This is a genomic window from Mesorhizobium denitrificans (genome assembly GCF_003403035.1).
GTDB lineage: Bacteria > Pseudomonadota > Alphaproteobacteria > Rhizobiales > Rhizobiaceae > Mesorhizobium_G > Mesorhizobium_G denitrificans.
The window spans coordinates 150,868-167,530 of the sequence record NZ_QURN01000002.1 but is presented as its reverse complement, the minus strand read 5'-3'; the positions used below and the strand labels follow the sequence as shown (position 1 = coordinate 167,530).

Annotated in this window: 20 protein-coding genes; 10 read left to right on the top strand and 10 right to left on the bottom strand. The window is 58.6% G+C overall.

The genetic code is table 11. From position 1 onward, the window contains the following. The first annotated feature begins 57 nt into the window (after positions 1-57). Positions 58-822, top strand: a complete 765-nt coding sequence (gene recO / locus DY251_RS03330; protein ID WP_116622430.1) for a DNA repair protein RecO — start codon at positions 58-60, stop codon at positions 820-822. Here the strand turns inward: recO and DY251_RS03325 are convergent. Then, positions 776-2,011 (bottom strand): MFS transporter, encoded by a 1,236-nt coding sequence (locus DY251_RS03325; RefSeq protein WP_116622429.1) that lies wholly within the window; start codon positions 2,009-2,011, stop codon positions 776-778. The two genes, recO and DY251_RS03325, sit on opposite strands and share 47 nt — an antisense overlap. Positions 2,012-2,181: 170 nt before the next feature. Between DY251_RS03325 and DY251_RS03320 the strand changes: the two genes are divergently transcribed. Both DY251_RS03320 and DY251_RS03315 read left to right on the top strand, forming a co-directional pair. Further along, on the top strand, positions 2,182-2,700 hold the full coding sequence (locus DY251_RS03320; protein WP_116622428.1) for an RNA polymerase sigma factor: 519 nt from the start codon (positions 2,182-2,184) through the stop codon (positions 2,698-2,700). Further along, positions 2,697-3,491: an anti-sigma factor family protein gene (locus tag DY251_RS03315; protein WP_116622427.1), complete on the top strand. Its 795-nt coding sequence runs from the start codon at positions 2,697-2,699 to the stop codon at positions 3,489-3,491. The genes DY251_RS03320 and DY251_RS03315 overlap by 4 nt, the downstream gene beginning before the upstream one ends. Here the strand turns inward: DY251_RS03315 and DY251_RS03310 are convergent. Beyond that, entirely contained in the window at positions 3,466-4,095 is a 630-nt protein-coding gene (locus DY251_RS03310) for a YfbR-like 5'-deoxynucleotidase (protein WP_116622478.1), read from the bottom strand. The genes DY251_RS03315 and DY251_RS03310 overlap by 26 nt on opposite strands. Next, positions 4,092-4,967, bottom strand: a complete 876-nt coding sequence (gene ygfZ / locus DY251_RS03305; RefSeq protein WP_116622426.1) for a CAF17-like 4Fe-4S cluster assembly/insertion protein YgfZ — start codon at positions 4,965-4,967, stop codon at positions 4,092-4,094. Before ygfZ ends, DY251_RS03310 begins: the two co-directional genes overlap by 4 nt. A gap of 72 nt (positions 4,968-5,039) precedes the next feature. On the opposite strand from ygfZ, the gene DY251_RS03300 reads away from it, so the two are divergent. Continuing rightward, entirely contained in the window at positions 5,040-6,371 is a 1,332-nt protein-coding gene (locus tag DY251_RS03300) for a dihydroorotase (protein ID WP_116622425.1), read from the top strand. Here the strand turns inward: DY251_RS03300 and DY251_RS03295 are convergent, their stop codons facing one another. The 6 genes from DY251_RS03295 to DY251_RS03270 form a co-directional block, all read right to left on the bottom strand. Further along, the gene (locus DY251_RS03295) at positions 6,372-7,151 is read right to left on the bottom strand and encodes a hypothetical protein (RefSeq protein ID WP_245415839.1); all 780 of its coding nucleotides are present in this window, start codon (positions 7,149-7,151) and stop codon (positions 6,372-6,374) included. Positions 7,152-7,259: 108 nt separating this feature from the next. Beyond that, positions 7,260-7,517, bottom strand: a complete 258-nt coding sequence (locus DY251_RS03290; RefSeq protein ID WP_116622477.1) for a hypothetical protein — start codon at positions 7,515-7,517, stop codon at positions 7,260-7,262. Between the two features lie 160 nt (positions 7,518-7,677). Then, positions 7,678-8,550: a pantoate--beta-alanine ligase gene (gene panC / locus DY251_RS03285; protein ID WP_116622423.1), complete on the bottom strand. Its 873-nt coding sequence runs from the start codon at positions 8,548-8,550 to the stop codon at positions 7,678-7,680. After that, positions 8,547-9,380, bottom strand: coding sequence for a 3-methyl-2-oxobutanoate hydroxymethyltransferase (gene panB / locus DY251_RS03280; protein WP_116622476.1), 834 nt, complete (start codon positions 9,378-9,380; stop codon positions 8,547-8,549). The genes panC and panB overlap by 4 nt, the downstream gene beginning before the upstream one ends. Positions 9,381-9,446: 66 nt before the next feature. Next, entirely contained in the window at positions 9,447-9,818 is a 372-nt protein-coding gene (locus DY251_RS03275) for a TIGR02301 family protein (protein ID WP_116622422.1), read from the bottom strand. 31 nt (positions 9,819-9,849) lie between these two features. Then, positions 9,850-10,284, bottom strand: a complete 435-nt coding sequence (locus DY251_RS03270) for an NUDIX hydrolase (protein WP_116622421.1) — start codon at positions 10,282-10,284, stop codon at positions 9,850-9,852. Positions 10,285-10,361: 77 nt separating this feature from the next. Here DY251_RS03270 and DY251_RS03265 point away from each other — a divergent pair, with 77 nt between their 5' ends. Then, positions 10,362-11,123, top strand: coding sequence for an SOS response-associated peptidase (locus DY251_RS03265; RefSeq protein ID WP_116622420.1), 762 nt, complete (start codon positions 10,362-10,364; stop codon positions 11,121-11,123). A 5-nt stretch (positions 11,124-11,128) separates the two neighbouring features. On the opposite strand, the gene DY251_RS03260 is transcribed toward DY251_RS03265, so the two are convergent. Then, positions 11,129-11,281: a transcriptional regulator gene (locus DY251_RS03260; protein ID WP_116622475.1), complete on the bottom strand. Its 153-nt coding sequence runs from the start codon at positions 11,279-11,281 to the stop codon at positions 11,129-11,131. A gap of 347 nt (positions 11,282-11,628) precedes the next feature. Between DY251_RS03260 and cysS the strand changes: the two genes are divergently transcribed. From cysS to cimA, 5 genes are all read left to right on the top strand, one after another. Continuing rightward, the gene (gene cysS, locus DY251_RS03250) at positions 11,629-13,080 is read left to right on the top strand and encodes a cysteine--tRNA ligase (protein ID WP_116622418.1); all 1,452 of its coding nucleotides are present in this window, start codon (positions 11,629-11,631) and stop codon (positions 13,078-13,080) included. A gap of 62 nt (positions 13,081-13,142) precedes the next feature. Further along, positions 13,143-13,526: a VOC family protein gene (locus DY251_RS03245; RefSeq protein ID WP_116622417.1), complete on the top strand. Its 384-nt coding sequence runs from the start codon at positions 13,143-13,145 to the stop codon at positions 13,524-13,526. A gap of 9 nt (positions 13,527-13,535) precedes the next feature. Next, a complete protein-coding gene (locus DY251_RS03240) occupies positions 13,536-14,027 on the top strand; it encodes a GFA family protein (protein ID WP_116622416.1) in 492 nt (163 codons plus the stop codon). Further along, positions 14,024-14,983: a prolyl aminopeptidase gene (pip, locus tag DY251_RS03235; protein WP_116622415.1), complete on the top strand. Its 960-nt coding sequence runs from the start codon at positions 14,024-14,026 to the stop codon at positions 14,981-14,983. The genes DY251_RS03240 and pip overlap by 4 nt, the downstream gene beginning before the upstream one ends. Next, positions 14,980-16,596 (top strand): citramalate synthase, encoded by a 1,617-nt coding sequence (gene cimA / locus DY251_RS03230; RefSeq protein WP_116622414.1) that lies wholly within the window; start codon positions 14,980-14,982, stop codon positions 16,594-16,596. Before pip ends, cimA begins: the two co-directional genes overlap by 4 nt. The last annotated feature ends 67 nt before the right edge of the window (positions 16,597-16,663 follow it).

Sequence of the window (16,663 nt, the reverse complement as noted above, 5' to 3'; positions counted from 1 at the left end):
AGCAGGCGCGAAGCCGTTTAACTTGCGCCTTGCTCCGCCGCATGATTCAACTTTGCGATGGAATGGCGAGACGAAGGAATCATTCTCGGTGCGCGAAGGCATGGCGAAACCAGCGTCATCCTTGAGGTGATGACGCGCACGCATGGCCGTCATCTCGGTCTCGTCCGTGGCGGGCGCTCGCGCAAACAACAACCGCTGCTGCAATCCGGCAATCGGGTCGAGTTGATCTGGCGCGCGCGGTTGGACGAACATCTCGGCATGTTTCAGGTCGAGCCTGTGGCCCTCAACGCTGCCCGCCTTATGGAAAGCGCTGTCGCCATATTCGGCTTGCAAACTGTCGCTGCACACTTGCGCCTGCTGCCTGAGCGTGACCCGCATTCCGGCCTTTTTGAAACGCTCGCCATCGTGCTGGATCATCTGGAACAGCCGGAAATCGCTGCCGCGCTTATCATCCGCTTTGAATTGCTGATCTTGGAAGAGCTGGGCTTTGGGCTGGACCTGACCGAATGCGCAATCACGGGCCAGCGCACGGAGCTTGCCTATGTTTCGCCGAAGTCGGGCCGCGCTGTTTCTGCCGAAGCTGGCGCGCCGTGGCGAGACAAGCTGTTCCCGCTGCCGTCCTTCCTGCAGTCCGAAGCACGAGAGCAGGCGGATATTGCCGCGCTGGAAGCGGCCTTCCGCCTAACTTCGCATTTCTTCGCGCGGCATGTTTACGAGCCGCGCGGCGTCAATGTCCCCGAATCCCGCGCGGCGTTTATCGTCGCCGTCCGTCGCTTCATTCAGCAGGCGTCAGCGCAAGACGTGGCGCGGGCGCTTCCTTGATCGGCCAGTGAACAACCGCCGCGAACACGCCGAGTGCAACGCCAAGCCACCACACCGGATTGTACGTTCCGAAATGGTCGTACAGATAGCCGCCGAGCCATACGCCGAGGAATGATCCGAGCTGGTGCGAAAGGAACACCACGCCGCCGAGCATTCCGAGATGCCGCGTGCCGAACATGACCGCCACGAGACCATTGGTCGGGGGCACTGTCGAAAGCCACAGCAGACCCATCAGAATTGCAAAGGCAATCACAGTGAACGGTGTCTGCGGCAGTAGCAGGAACGCCGTCACGACAAGCGAGCGTCCGAGATAGATCAGCGCAAGAAAATACGGCTTTGAATAGCGCTGGCCGATGAAACCAGCGGCGAGCGAGCCGATAATGTTGAAGAACCCGATCAGCGACATAGCGATCACGGCATATTTCGCGTCGATGCCGATGTCGCGCAGATAGGGCGGGAAGTGCACGGTAATAAACGCCACCTGAAATCCGCAGACGAAGAAGCCTGTCGTCAAAAGCAGACAGCTGCGATGTCCAAGAGCCTCTTTCAGCGCCTCTGCGACAGTCTGGTCGACTTCGGCGCGAAATGCGGCACCTGTCTTGGCATTGCCTGCAAGCGGAATTGCCAGAACGGGTATCGCCAGCATCATGACGCTCATGATCACCAGCGAATCCGCCCAGCCATAGGCGCTGATGAGCGACTGGCTGATCGGCGCGAAAAGAAACATGCCCGCCGATCCCGCAGCAGTGCCCAAGCCAAATACGAAGCTGCGATTCTCAGCGGAAACATTGCGAGCAAAGGCCGACAGCACGATGCTGAACGAGCCCGCAGCAACGCCAAGCCCGACAAGCACGCCGCCGCTGAAATGCAGCATCGTTGCGCTATCGGCAATCGACATGAGGTAGAGGCCGAGCGAATACAGAACACCACTCAGCAGCAGCACGCGCCACGTTCCAAATTTATCGGCAAGCGCGCCGAAAAAAGGCTGGCCGAGACCCCAGAACAAGTTCTGAATGGCCATTGCAAGCGCAAAGGTGGTGCGGTCCCAGCCGCGATCGGCGAGCATTGGTAACTGGAAGAAGCCCATTGCAGATCGCGGCCCAAAGGTCAGCGCTGCGATGAGGCAGCCGCAGGCGATGATCAGCCAAGGCAACTGGCGCTGTTGGGTTTGTGTGACTTGCGCACTCATGAAAGCCTCTCCATTTCATGCTGCCTATAATGCAAACCGATGCCCAAGGATAATCAATAGAACGAACGGATTCTTCAAAAGTCTTGATGGAATAGATTGCTTGCTGGCAACGTTCTAACAATTACAAACCGCGATTATGGCCGTCTGGCAGGGAGAGGATTGAACGGTTCATGGACGACAGGCGAACCGCGATCCTGGCAGAAATCCCGCGCTTGCGACGGTATGCGCGGGCGCTCCTGCGCGGGCGGGAATCGTCTGACGATCTTGTGCAGGACACGCTGGAACGGGCGCTTGGAAAAATGGAGAACTGGCAAACGGGCGACAGTCCGCGCCGCTGGCTTTTTACGATCATGCACCATTTGTTTATCGATCAGACCCGCCGCCGAAACAGGCGTGGCGAGGATGTCATGCTCTCGCTCGATGATGATGAGGCGCTTGGGCAGCAGGCTCTACAACAGGAAACGGCAGAAGCGGGCGAGGTGCTGGACGCCCTTTCGGCACTCTCACCAGATCGTCGCGCAGCCATCGTTCTGGTAGGCGTCGAAGGCTTTTCATATGCGGAAGCCGCTGGAATGCTTGGCGTACCGGCGGGCACGGTCATGTCTCGCGTCGCGCGCGGTCGCGAGGAGATGCGCCGGTTGCTGGATGACAACGCGCGCCGCAAAACGTTGAAGGTGGTCGAGAAATGAGCCGAACCTTCTCCGAAACTGACATCCATCTGGCGTTGGACAACGAACTGCCCGCCGACGAAAAAGCGGCGTTCGACGCATGGGTCGACGCTAACCCCGACATGAAGGCACTCCAGCAGCGTTATGCGCAAGACCGGGAGCGCCTGCGCAGTGCGTTGGAAGGTATTGCGCTTGAACCGATACCGGGAAGGCTGACCTCGGTCCTGACCGGCGATGCCAAGCCGCGAACCAATCGCTGGGCATGGAGTCGCTACGTTGCTGCCGCTGCCGTCTTGCTCGCTGTTGGCGGGTTGGGCGGTTATTTCGTCGGCCAGCGCGCTGAGTTCGCGCCGCAATCATCGGCCTTGAAACCTATTGCCGAAAATGCCGTCGCGGCGCACCTGATTTATGCCAATGAAAAGCGGCATGTCGTGGAGGTTGGCGCGGATCAGGCCGAACACCTCAATGCGTGGCTCTCGAATCGCGTCGGCGTGAAGATTGTCGCACCTGATCTTAAATCAGGTGGGTACGATCTGGTTGGTGGCCGCCTGCTTCCGTTCAATGGGAAGACCGCGGCTCAGTTCATGTATCAAGACCCCACGGGCAACCGCCTGTCGCTCTATGTAACCAAGGACGATTCGCGTCAGGATAGCGGCTATCGTTTCATGACCGAGCGGGGGGCGGATACGCTTTATTGGCTGGATGGCGGTTATGGTTGCGCGCTTACCGGCAATCTGCCCGAAAAAGCGCTAACGCAGCTTGCGGACCTGACTTACGATCAACTCGTCAAGTCGGCCGGCGAGCCGCATTGATACGGCTTTCAAGCTCTTTGTGACGTTTGAGAAAAGCCCGTTCCACCGTCATCGTCGCCAGCGGCGACAGATCGAGTTCAGCAGGATTGAAATTGCGGGGCCGACCGAAATATTCGGTCGCTTCGGCAACTGAAAATCCCGCAAGAATTGTCGCTTCAAAATAGGCGGCAATCTGGTCAGCGCGTTTGATTGCTGCCTTCAAATTCGCCGAGCAACGTGCAGGCAGGCTAAAGCGCAAATGCACTGCCTCCTGAAGCCGCGCCTCAATATCCTTATAGCCGCCGCCTACGACCGCCTTGAACGGCGAGATCATGTCGCCAATCACATATTCCGGCGCGTCATGCAGCAATGCCGCCATATGCCAATCCGCACCTGCCTCAGCATTGAGTTGGCCGAAAATGGCCTCCACCAGCAGCGAATGTTGTGCGACTGAAAAGGCGTGATTGCCTTTGGTCTGCCCGTTCCAGCGCGCAACACGCGCAAGCCCGTGCGCGATGTCGGAAATTTCAATATCAAGCGGGGAGGGGTCGAGCAGATCGAGCCGCCGCCCAGACAGCATGCGCTGCCATGCGCGCGCCGGTGCGCCGGTTCGGTCGGCCATCAGCCTTCCTCCGCAGCATCGTGCGGAAAGGTGAAACCGGCCCATTCCGGAATGGCTAGACGAACCGTAACGCCATCAGCGAGAAGCGGTGTGCCTTCATCCATCGCGGCCTTCACGCGGTCGATGCGCGCAATCGCCAAACCCCGTGCGCCCGCCACCGAGCCAAGCTTGCCGACCGGCTTGCCGCTGGCGGTAATCTCTGCGCCGGGCGTGAGCGCAGACTCACCTGCGGCAATCAACACCCGCCGCCGCGCGGTGCCGCGATGCTGCATGCGCGACACGACCTCCTGGCCGATATAGCAGCCCTTGCGGAAACCCACGCCATCGATCTGATCGAACAAAACATCGTGCGGAAACGCATCACTCAATTCGTAATCGGTTCCGCTTTCCACGATTCCATTTTCGATTCTCAAGCGCGTCCAATCTTGTAGCGTGCCAGTTGCCGCCACAGACGCGCCATAGGCGCGCTCCACTTTTGTCGCCTTAAACCGGGCATCGCGAACCCAAGTTGAATCAATCTGTGAAGTGCTTGAATCAGAATCTGAAGAGCCTGATTCATTTTCGCCCCAGATAACGGCAACATCCTGATTCTTAACTTCAATCACTGCTTTCGCTCGCAACCGATAAAAGGTTAGGCGCTTTGCGAAATCGGCAGCAATGTCCGCTCTGCAATCCAGAACGAGCCCGTCGTTGCCACGGCGGAACACGAGATAGTCGAACAAAATCTTGCCCTGCGGGGTCAGCAGCGCACCCGGTCTGGCAACGCCCGCGGGCAGCGAATCCAAATCAGTGGTCAGCACATTTTGCAGGAAGTGTTCGGCGTCCGGCCCGCTCACTTCAATCAAGGCGCGATCTTCAAGAATAACAACTGGCATTACTGGCTTCTTGCAATTGAGTCGGTCCTTACGTAAGCCGCAGCGTCTTGGTGAGCAAGGCAGGAGATTGGCATGGCCGCAACCTACGACCTGATCCTGAAGAATGCTGTCGTGGTAAATCACGATGGCATTGGCCAGCGAGACATCGGCGTTTCGGGTGGCCGCATCGCTCATCTTGGCGATCTTTCTCTCGCGTCTGCCGCCGAAACAATCGACACTTCCGGCTTGCATATTCTCCCCGGCGTTGTGGACAGTCAGGTGCATTTTCGCGAGCCGGGTCTGGAGCATAAGGAAGATCTCGAAACCGGCTCACGCGCTGCCGTGCTTGGCGGTGTCACTGCGGTTTTCGAAATGCCAAACACCAAGCCGCTCACCACCAGCGAGGAAACGCTGGCCGACAAGGTGCGCCGGGCTACGGGTCGCATGCATTGCGATTTCGCGTTTTGGGTCGGCGGCACGCGCGACAATGCGAAGGACGTTGCCGACCTTGAACGCCTTCCGGGTGCTGCTGGAATTAAGGTATTCATGGGTTCCTCGACCGGCGACCTCTTGGTAGAGGATGATGACGGCGTTTTCTCAATTCTCAAGAATGTGCGCCGCCGTGCCGCTTTCCATTCAGAGGATGAGTTCCGTCTGCGCGAGCGGCTTGGCGAGCGCGTGCCGGGCGATCCATCCTCTCATCCGGTTTGGCGAGATGAAATCGCCGCACTGCAATGCACCCAGCGGCTCGTAGCTGTTGCCCGCCGCGCTCGCGCGCGAATCCATGTGCTGCATATTTCCACCGCCGAAGAGATTGAATTTCTGGCCGCACACAAGGACGTCGCCACCTGCGAAGCCACACCGCATCACCTCACGCTGGCGGCGGATGATTATGCGCGGCTTGGCACACTTATCCAGATGAATCCGCCCGTGCGCGCGGCGCGACATCGCGACGGGGTTTGGCATGGCATCGAGCAGGGCATTGTCGATGTGCTCGGCTCGGACCACGCACCGCACACGCTTGAGGAAAAGGCCAAGCCATATCCCGATTCGCCCTCGGGCATGACTGGGGTGCAAACGCTGGTCCCAATCATGCTGGATCATGTCAATGCCGGCAGACTTTCGCTGGAGCGTCTTGTCGATCTGACGAGCCACGGCCCGAACCGCATTTTCGGCATGGCGCGCAAGGGCCGCATCGCGGTCGGTTACGATGCTGATTTCACCATTGTAGATCTTAAACGCCGCGAGACTATCACCAATGAACAGGCCGGATCGCGCGCGGGCTGGACACCATATCACGGCAAGCAGGTCACTGGCTGGCCGGTCGGCACAATTGTGCGCGGTCAGCGTATCATGTGGGAATCGGAAATTGTTGCGCCAGGGCAGGGCAGGCCGGTTGAGTTTTCCGAGTCTCTGCTCGCCTGACTATTCGCCCGCGACGAAGAACGCCCAGTGGCCGTCAGGTGAAATGCCGAGCCGGAAAAAGATGTAATTTCCGAAATTCTGCATCTCTTCAAAATCGCTGGCCGTAACGATCTTGTACATCTCCACCTTTTGCTGCGGCGTCAGCTTGTCGAGTGGATATGCGAAGAAATACGGCCAGACATAGAGTTCTTCGGGGGTGCCTGCATCGAGATGCACATACCCGGCAGACAGAACTTCTTCCATGATCGCGAGAATTTCCTCGCCGTCAGGGTCGCCCGACTGGCTCTTGAGAAACGCAATCGGATCGTCTGTCATATCGGCCAGCGAAAGCTGGGTGGCGCTATCGCCAGTACCAAGCATCGGGCGAAGTTTCTCAATGTCGCCGCTCTTTGCCGCGTCGATCAAAAGCTGGCGCATACGGCGAACGGGTTCCGGCAGCTTCAGCACATCATAGAAAACTTCAGGCAGCGGCGCATTCGGATCTACGTCCGGTCGTGCAATGCTGCTGCGGGCCGGGTCTTCATCATCGGTTCCGGCGTCGTCGCCATCGGTGCCGTCCTGCGGCGTTGCAGGCTGCTCACCTTGCGGCGAATCGGTGTTTGGCTGCGTGGCATCCGGCAATGCAGGCTGTGACGGATCGAGAGGCTGCGTTGCGTCGGGCGCCTTTGGCTCTTGATTGGTAGCGGGCGGAATGTCCTCACGCTGAATTTCGCTCAACGCCCACGCCGGACCTGCCGTCACGATATGTCCAAGTAGAACGGCTGCGGCTGAAATTGCCAACAGCGAGCGGGGTTTCCGGGGGGGTACGATCAATCCAGTCTTCACGGGCCAACTCTTCGACAGGCAAATCCGCCGGCAAACGGCCGACAGGCGAAACTGCGCCAGTTGTCAGTGGCGCGTGCTGCGGGATTCGAATTCGCCCGCAATTACCTTTTCGCGCATTTTATCCAGCATTGCCAGTGTCGCGTCTTCGCCATTGGTGCGCAGCAATTCGCCCAGCGCCTTATCAAGCGCCGCTTCGGCCATGATTTCCGGTTCGATGCCGGCCGAAACACATTCAGCCCACGCTTCGGCATGCGTTTCGGCTGCCGTCAACCGCATTTCTTCGCGCACCAGTGCGTCAATGTCGTTTCCGCTCTGTGCCATGTCGTACCCACCCTTCTTCAAGCGACCAGCATCTACCACAACGAAAACCGATTCAACTTGAACTGTCGACTTAATGTCCCATTAAGAAAGAGCCTAGCACGTTCAACCGTGGCAAGTCTGTGACGCTTGATGAAAAAGTTAATGCCGCATTAAAAGTGCCTCAAATTGCGGCACTCTCGCGTGTTGGGCCGCGCACTGTGAAATTATCGATCAGGCGCGTATGCCCTAGCCACGCGGCAACCAGCAGGCGTGCTGGCTGATTAAGCTCGCCCAGAGGCGCGAGGTTGCGCTCAGAGCGCAATTCCAGATATTCAACGCGCTCAAATCCTGCCGCGGCGATTGCTTTCTTCGCGTTCGCGAGAGTGTCTGCCACCGGTTCACCGGCCTCCAATTGTCGCGACGCTTCAAATAATATCTCTGCCAGTTTTGGTGCAATTTTGCGTTCGGCAGGGGAGAGCCTGACATTGCGCGAGGAAAGTGCCAGCCCGTCCGCCTCGCGCACCGTCGGACATCCGATGATCTCAATCGGAATGTCGAGATCGCGCGCCATTCGCTTGACCACAAGCAATTGCTGAAAATCCTTTTCGCCAAAGAAGGCCACATCAGCGCCGGTTTGCAGAAACAGCTTTGCAACCACGGTTGCCACGCCGTCGAAATGACCGGGACGAAACGCGCCACAAAGCCCCTCGCTCACGCCCGCAACAGAAACAGTAGTCGCAAATCCTTCCGGATAAATTTCTTCCGCGTTCGGAGCGTAAAGCATATGCACGCCGAGCGGCGCGAGCTTTTCAGCGTCGTCAATCTCCGTGCGTGGATAGGCGGCCAGATCCGCTGCGCTGTTGAATTGCTTGGGGTTGACGAACAGCGTGACGATAACGCGATCTGCGCTCGCCAGCGCCGTGCGCGCAAGGCTCAGATGGCCCTCATGCAGCGCGCCCATCGTTGGAACGACCGCCACCTTCGCCCCATCGCGCTTCCAACCGGCAACTGTCGCACGCAATTCTCCCAGCGTTCGAACAATCGGCACGCTCATGCGGGACGTTCCTTTGGCGCATTACCGAAAACATGTTCAGACGCTGGAAACTTCCGCGCCCGCACATCGGCGGCATAGGCTTCAACTGCCTTATCCGCCAGCGCGCCAAATTCCGCATAGCGCTTCACGAATTTGGGGTGGAAGTCGGTGAACGCGCCAAGCATGTCGTCAACGACCAGAATTTGTCCGTCACATGCTGGCGATGCGCCGATCCCGATTGTGGGGATTGCAATCCGTTGCGTAATGCTGCGCGCAAGCGCCTCCGGCACCTTTTCCAGCACAACGGCAAACGCACCGGCGTCCGCCACCGCGACAGCGTCACGCGTTACCCTGTCCCCATCTTCGCCGCGACCCTGCACTGCATAGCCGCCGAACGCATTGACTGACTGTGGCGTCAGCCCAATATGCGCCATGACCGGGATGCCCCGCGAGGTCAGGAAGCGGATTGTCTCCGACATGGATTGGCCGCCTTCGAGCTTCACTGCCGCGCATCCGGTTTCCGCCATCACCCGCGCCGCGTTACGAAAAGCCTGCTGCGGGCTTTCCTCATAGGAGCCGAACGGCATATCCACTACCATCAGCGCGCGTTCCACGCCGCGCCGAACCGCCCGTCCGTGAAGAATCATCATGTCGAGCGTAACGCCCAGCGTCGATGGCAAGCCGTGCAGCACCATGCCCACGCTGTCACCAACGAGCACCACGTCGCAATGCGCGTCGACAATTCTGGCCATCGGGGTTGTGTAGGCTGTGAGGCAAACGAGCGGTGTGCTGCCTTTGGCTTTCGCCACTTGTGGAGGCGTTAATGCAGCATTGGTCCCGGTAGCGCTCATCGACCCATCCTTCCACACGCGCGCCATGTGCCACATTTTTTCGCAAATGCGAACAGGGGAAGCGGGTCAGTTCCCGTATTTGACGGCGATTTCGCGCGAAAGTGTCTCGCCCTCTTTCACGTAGCGCTGTATGGCGGCGGCAGCGGCAGGCGTGCAACTCGTATAGGTTGTCTGAAACGTGCGGTAGCCGTGGTTGAAACTGGCGATGAAGCGCGCCTTGCGCGTTGCGTCCGGCTTTTCAGCGGCCATCAGCGCTTCCATCTGGTCGCGCCATACGGTTCCTTTTTCACCGCACAAATTGCGCAAAAAATGCAGCGAGCCGAGAATCTCCGAGAGCCGCACCAAACCCGGTTCGAACGGCCCATCAGTAGCGCCAGCCATATTCAGCGGCATAGAAGCCAACGGCACGGCAACGAGGATGGCTATTGTTCTGCGCATTGCCGCACCCAACCAACCCATTTTGGCCGACTCATGACGGCTGCCCCTTGTCGCGCGCAGCCAAAAGCAGATCACGCGCAATCTCATAAACGCGTCCGGCCAAGGGCAGATCGTCAAGCTGCGACAGTGTGTAAAACCCTGCTTGCTCCGCATCGTCGGCGGCAATCGGCTCACCGCCCGCGTCCTGCGCAGCGAAAACGCGCAACTGGAAAGAAGGCATTGAACTGGAAGCCTCCGGCTCGGTTAGCACTTCCTCGAGGAAGCTTAGCGTCTCTACAACCAGCCCCGTTTCCTCGAACAATTCGCGTTTGGCCGCCTCTTCCCAGCCTTCACCGTGCTCAACGCGACCGCCCGGAAAAGCATAAACACCTTTAACTGGCGCGCGCCCGCGTTTTACGAGCAAAATCGTGTCGCCTCGCACCAGCGCAACCGAGACAGCAGGAAGTGTTTGCAGTTTTTCCGTCATGCTTGAACCTGTAGCGCATAGATACGACATGATCGACGCAATCGGTTAAGCCGATTCCCTCCTGGGAGAAAGCTGCAATGTGCGGACGCTTTGGACTGATACCGACGCATAGCGAGCTTGCCGAACTTTTCGCGCTGCTTGATCTGGAGCCATTCCCGCCGCGCTACAACATCGCGCCGACGCAACCCATCCTGATGGTCATGTCCGGCGAACCACGCGAGCCGGGATCTAATCTGCCAAATCGCCGCTCGCTCCTCGTTCGCTGGGGCATGTTGCCCGGTTGGGTGAAAGACCCGAAAAAGTTTCCGCTTTTGTTCAACGCGCGCTCTGAAGAAGCTGCTGAGAAAGCCGCCTTCCGCGCAGCCATGCGTCACCGCAGAACGCTCGTTCCCGCTTCCGGCTTTTATGAGTGGCGCAAGGATGGGCCCAAGCAAAGCCAGCCATTCTGGGTGCGACCCAAAAACGGCGGCATCGTCGCCTTTGGCGGGCTTATGGAAACGTGGAGCGAGCCGGGTGGTTCGGAGATCGATACGGGTGCGATCCTCACGACAGAGGCCAATGCAGACCTCGCACCCATTCACCACCGCATGCCGGTGGTCATTCATCCGCAGGATTTTGAGCGCTGGCTTGATTGCCGCGACAACGAGCCGCGCGATGTCGCAGCCCTGATGCGTCCCGTGCAGCCAGATTTCTTTGAAGCGATTCCAGTTTCGGATCGCGTCAACAGGGTGGCAAATGTCGGGCCCGAAAACATGGAACCGGTCGAGCCGAAGCCGGCTCCCGCGCGTAACCAAAAGAAAACCGAAATGCCCGCAGATGAACAGCTCAAGCTGTTCTAATCAAATCAGGCAGGCTTTGGTCCGGTCTTCTTGGGGCCTTTGCGCACATAGATCAGCGCTGCCGCCACCGACGCCACGCCGATTGGGCGATAGTGCTTGGTCAGCGACGCATATTGTGCGCGCGCTCGCTCGGAATCGTTCTTGATAATCGATTGCATTGCTCGGTCCGGTATTTGTTGCCGTTTCATCGTACGGGTCGCCAATCTTCGCGGAATTAGACCAAATCTTGACGTCGCGTCACTTTAGCCGCGAAATAGGGCTATTTCATGTATATACATGTTTAATAGAATGTTACCGATCCGCGCCGGCCAGGCGTTTTGCTGAACTTGTTGCCAGACCGCGGCTTGACGGCAACACCAAGCGGCGCAATAAGGCGCTTATGAAAACGTCTTTCGTCATTTGCAGCATTTGCATTATCGGCTAGCGCAATCGCTGGTCCGGACGTTTTCGCCTCATCTTCCCGTAGACAGGACAAACGACCCGGCCAGCAGGCCAGGGGAAATTTATGTCTGACGGTATGGCAGGGTTGAGGTTTTACAATACGCTGACGCGGGCGAAGGAAGATTTTGCGCCGATCGATGCCACGAATGTGCGCATGTATGTCTGCGGCCCGACGGTTTACGACTACGCCCACATCGGCAATGCGCGCCCGGTCATCGTGTTTGACGTGGTGTTTCGCCTGCTGCGCCATGTTTATGGCAAGGAGCACGTCACCTATGTTCGCAATATCACGGACGTAGACGACAAGATAAACGCTCGCGCCGCGCGCGATTACCCCGACATGCCGCTCAACGAGGCGATCCGCCGCGTCACGGAACAAACCAATGCGCAGTTCCAGTCGGATGTGAAGGCATTGGGTTGCCTTGAGCCGTCGAGCCAGCCGCGCGCAACCGAATACATCGATGAAATGCGCGCGCTGATCGAGCGTCTGATCAAGAACGGCGTGGCTTATGTCGCCGAAGATCATGTGCTGTTTTCTCCATCGGAGATGAACAAGCGCAAAGGCGGCCCGCGCTATGGCGCGCTCTCGCGCCGTCCGCTGGATGATATGCTGGCAGGCGCGCGCGTAGACGTCGCGTCTTACAAGCGCGACGAGATGGATTTCGTGCTTTGGAAGCCATCCAAGCCCGGCGAGCCGGGTTGGTCATCGCCGTCGGGCATCGCGGTTCCAGGCCGCCCCGGATGGCATATCGAATGCTCGGCCATGTCCATGGCAAAGCTGCTGGAGCCGTTTGGGGGCGGGCTGCAATGCGATGACCCGCTGAAGAACACCTTCGACATTCACGCAGGTGGCATCGACCTCGTGTTTCCACACCATGAGAACGAGATTGCGCAATCCTGCTGCGCGTTCGGCAGCCAGCGCATGGCAAATCTCTGGATGCACAATGGCTTTTTGCAGGTCGAAGGCAAGAAGATGGCCAAGAGCGAAGGCAACTTTGTCACCATCCATGAACTGCTGGAAACCGAACGTTTCGGCGGTCGCAAATGGCCGGGCGAAGTTCTGCGTCTGGCGATGCTCATGACGCATTACCGCGAGCCGATAGACTTCAGCCAGCGTCGGCTGGAGGAGGCGGAAAACATTCTGCGCAAGTTGAAGCGCGTTTCCGATACGGCCACGGATGCGAGCGGCGCTGTTCCGGCAAATGTTATCGAGGCATTGTCGGATGATCTCGCCACGCCGGCGGCGATTCAGGCGCTCTCAAATCTCGCCGCCGAAGGTAATGCGGAAGGCTTGAAGGCTGCGCTTGCGCTACTCGGTTTCGATGTCAGCGCTGTCGCTGTTGACGAGGCGCTTATCGACCGCGCTATCTCTGAGCGCCTGGCCTTTTTCCGCGAAAAGAACTGGGCCGAGGCTGATCGCATCCGCGATGAGCTCGTGGCCCAGGGCATTCAGCTGAAAGACGGCAAAGACCCGACGACCGGCGAGCGCGTCACGACTTGGGAAATCAAGCGATGAGGCTGTGGCACGCCCGTCGGGCGAACTGTATGTAATGCGAGGCGAGTTGCGGAGGCTGAGCGATGATTGACCATACTGGAATTGCAGTGGCGGACTTTGAGAAGGCGAAAGCCTTCTATGATGCAGCGTTTGCGACGCTCGGCGCGTCGTTACTCTTTATGGTTCCACCGGAGTTTACTGGTGGCGTAAAGGTCGGCGGCTATGGCCGCGAGCGCCCGCAATTCTGGCTTCACGAAAATGCTGAAAACGCACCGGGGAGGCATTACGCGTTCTCCGCGCCGACCCGTGCTGCGGTCGATGCGTTCTATGTTGCCGCGATGGCTGCGGGCGGCAAAGACAATGGCGGTCCGGGCCTGCGTCCGCACTACCACCCCAACTATTATGGTGCATTCGTCTTCGATCCTGACGGCAACAACGTTGAAGCCGTTTGCCACACGCCCGAATAGGAGCTAGCCGTGAGCCTCGACAATCAGCCGATCTACACGGGCGGATGCCAATGCGGCGCAGTTCGCTTCCGCGTCGAAGGCGCGTTGGGCGAGGCTTCTGTCTGCCATTGCCGCATGTGCCAGAAGGCCAGCGGCAATTTCTACATGTCGCTTGTTTCCGTTCGCGGCGCGCGCATGACATGGACGCGCGGCGAGCCCAGGCGCTTCCGTTCATCAAACTTTGCCAATCGCGGCTTTTGCGAAGCCTGCGGCACGCCGCTCACCTACGAAGCGCCGGATGGCGTCGCGCTTTCAATTGGCGCGTTTGATCAGCCCGAAGAGGTCGCGCCGGTCGTGCAATGGGGCATCGAGGCCAAGCTGCCATATGTGGACGATGTGCCAACGCTGCCTGGCCACGGCACGCTCGACGATCAGGAAGCCGCAGATTTCATCAGCAACGTCGTTTCGTATCAGCACCCCGACTACGATACAGAAACCTGGCCACCGGAGCAAAAGCCATGAGAGAATTGCGCGGGCTTTACCCTGAAATCGAGCCTTTCGATTCCGGAATGCTGGATGTGGGCGAGGGCCATCAGATTTATTGGGAACGCGTGGGCACCAAAGGTGCGAAGCCGGCCGTGTTTCTGCATGGTGGGCCGGGCGGCACCATTTCTCCGCGTCATCGTCGCCTGTTCGATCCCGCGCTCTACGATGTAATCCTGTTTGATCAGCGCGGTTGCGGAAAATCCAAGCCCAACGCCTCGCTGGAAGCCAACACCACCTGGCACCTCGTGGCCGACATTGAGCGCTTTCGTGAAATGATCGGCTGCGAAAAATGGCTCGTGTTTGGCGGTTCGTGGGGTTCCACCCTCGCGCTGGCTTATTCGGAAACACATCCAAACCGTGTCAGCGAGTTGGTCGTGCGCGGCATTTATACGCTGACCAAAGCCGAGCTGGATTGGTACTATCAGTTTGGCGTGTCCGAAATGTTCCCGGAAAAGTGGGAGCGTTTCCTTGCCCCAATTCCGCAGTCCGAACGCGGCGACATGATGGGCGCATATCGCAAGCGCCTCGTGGGCACGGATCGTGCCAAACAGATCGAGGCCGCGCGCGCCTGGAGCCTTTGGGAAGGCGAGACGATCACGCTATTGCCGGAGCCTGAAACCAGCGGCCAGTTCGAAGCGGACGACTACGCGCTGGCGTTTGCCCGCATCGAAAACCATTATTTCGTCCACGCCGGATGGCTGGAGGAAGGGCAGTTGTTGCGCGATGCGCATAAGCTGCATGGCATTCCCGGCGTCATCGTTCATGGGCGCTACGATATGCCATGCCCTGCGAAATATGCGTGGCTGCTGCACAAGGGGTGGCCGGAAGCAGAGTTTCACCTGATCGAAGGCGCGGGTCACGCCTATTCCGAACCCGGCATTCTCGACCGGTTGATCCGGTCCACCGATAAGTTTGCGGGGAAGCCAGCGTGAGCAAGCAACGCATCTACCTGTTCGACACGACGCTGCGCGACGGACAGCAGACACCGGGCATCGATTTTTCCGTTGAGGACAAGATCGCCATTGCTCGGCTTCTGGACGATTTCGGCATCGATTATGTTGAGGGCGGCTATCCCGGCGCAAACCCAACGGACGACGCATTTTTCGACCGCAAGCGCACCAAAGATGCGCGCTTCGTTGCCTTTGGCATGACAAAACGCGCCGGCGTTTCCGCATCCAACGACCCCGGCCTTGCCGCGCTGATCAGGTCAAGCAGCGACGCAATCTGTTTCGTAGCCAAGAGTTGGGATTATCACGTCAAGGTCGCGCTGGGATGCACCAACGAAGAAAACCTTGAATCCGTACGCGCCTCTGTCGAAGCTGCCGTCAAGGCTGGCAAGGAAGCGATGGTTGATTGCGAGCATTTCTTCGACGGCTTCAAAGCCAATCCTGAATATGCCATTGCCTGCGCCCGCACCGCTTTGGAGGCTGGCGCACGTTGGGTTGTGCTGTGCGATACCAATGGCGGCACGTTGCCATCCGAAATCAAAACCATCGTCGGACAGGTTATCGCTTCCGGCATTCCCGGCGAAAATCTCGGTATTCACGCCCATGACGATACGGGCCAAGCTGTTGCGAATTCGCTGGCCGCTATTGAAGCCGGCGTTTGTCAGGTGCAGGGAACACTGAACGGTATTGGCGAGCGTTGCGGCAACGCAAATCTCATTTCGATAATCCCGACACTTGCGTTGAAGCCCGCATTTGCGGATCGTTTCGAGACCGGAATTTCGTCCGGACAACTTGCGGGCATATCCCGCCTTTCGCGTGCTTTCGATGAGTTGCTGAACCGTGCGCCCGAGGCGCAGGCGCCTTATGTCGGCACATCGGCCTTCGCCACCAAGGCAGGTATTCATGCCTCCGCAATCGCGAAGGAGCCCAAAACCTATGAGCATGTGCCGCCTGAAACGGTCGGGAACCGTCGCAAGGTCATGGTGTCGGATCAGGGCGGCAAAGCGAATTTCATCGCCGAGTTGAAGCGTCGTGGAATTGACGTGCCGCGCGAAGACACCCTGCTGGATTCGCTCATTTCCGTCGTCAAAGAGCGTGAGGCGACCGGCTATGCCTATGAAGGCGCCGACGCCAGTTTCGAACTGCTGGCCCGCCGCATGCTGCACACAGTGCCGGACTTTTTCGATGTCATCAGCTTCCGTTGCATCGTCGAGCGCCGCTTCGATGCAAACGGCAATATAAAAACCGTCTCCGAAGCCATCGTGAAAGTGTCCGTCGACGGTGACGAGCGCATGTCCGTCGCTGAGGGGCATGGCCCTGTCAACGCGCTGGATCTGGCACTTCGCAAAGATCTTGGTCGTTATCAGAACGAACTGAATGATCTCGAACTGGCCGACTATAAGGTGCGTATCCTCAATGGCGGCACGGAAGCCATAACGCGAGTTCTCATAGAATCGCGAGATTCGACCGGCGCGCGTTGGTGGACGGTTGGCGTATCCGACAACATTATCGACGCGTCGTTTCAGGCCTTGATGGATTCGGTGATCTATAAGCTGATGAAAAATCGTGAGCTTGCCGGGCTTGTCGCGGCAGAGTAAGCGCATTCATCACTGAAACCATATGCAATCATCAGAACTTTGTGATGGTTTTGCGCATTGGGCTGGC